The following is an 838-nucleotide window of genomic DNA, read 5'->3' as shown; positions in this document are numbered from 1 at the left end:
CTTCGAAAGCCTGCGCTGGCGTCTGGTAGCCTATGGCTGAATGCCGTCGCTGGCGGTTGTAGAAGACCTCGATGTATTCGAAGATCGCGGCCCTGGCCTGTTCTCGGGTTCTGAACCGATGGCGATGGACCAGCTCCTTTTTCAGCGAAGAAAAGAAGCTCTCCATCGGGGCGTTATCGAGGCACTGACCCCTGCGGCTCATGGATTGCTCCAGCTTGGCGTGGCGGATGATCTTGCGATAGTCCCCGCTGGCATATTGCACACCGCGATCGGAGTGGGCGATCAGACCGGGGACTGGCCCGCGCCGGTGTAGAGCCATCCGGAGCGCGTCGCAGCACAGCTGTGCGCCCAGGTGATCGGCCATGGACCAGCCGACGATTTCGCGGGTCGCCATATCCTTGACGGCCGCCAGGTAGAGCCACCCCTCGTCAGTGTCGACATAAGTGATGTCTGCCAGCCAAACCGTGTTCGGGGTGATACAATGAAATGCCTGCTGCAGCAGGTTGGGCGACGGTTTCAGCTTGTGATTGCTGTTCGTGGTCACCGGCTTGCGCGGCTTTCTCAGGCGGGCTGAGATCCTGTTTTCSCGCATWATTCTGGCCACGCGCCGCTCCGAGACGCGCTCCCCGTCAGCGCGCAGATCCCGGTGGATACGCTTGGACCCGTARCGGTGTTTGCTGGCTTTGAAAAAATGACTGATCCGTTCCAGCAACGCCTTGTCCCGTGCGGATCGCCGCTCCCGACGGTCATCACGGGCCGCCTGGCTGGCGTGATGCCCATAGAACCAGCTGCRTGACAGGCGGACCAGCCGGCAGAGTGTCGAAACCCCGTATTGAGC

At 61.4% G+C, this 838-nt stretch carries 1 protein-coding gene; it reads right to left on the bottom strand.

All coding sequences use genetic code 11. The features are described from left to right. Positions 1-799, bottom strand: a 799-nt coding sequence (locus tag FEV53_RS20395; RefSeq protein WP_246100957.1) for an IS3 family transposase, incomplete at its 3' end; no start/stop codon positions are given. Between the last annotated feature and the right edge of the window lie 39 nt (positions 800-838).

The organism is Palleronia caenipelagi, from assembly GCF_007004065.1.
In the GTDB taxonomy this organism is placed as follows: Bacteria; Pseudomonadota; Alphaproteobacteria; order Rhodobacterales; family Rhodobacteraceae; genus Palleronia; species Palleronia caenipelagi.
The sequence above is the reverse complement of the archived record's forward strand: the minus strand, read 5'-3'. Positions and strand labels throughout refer to the sequence as shown.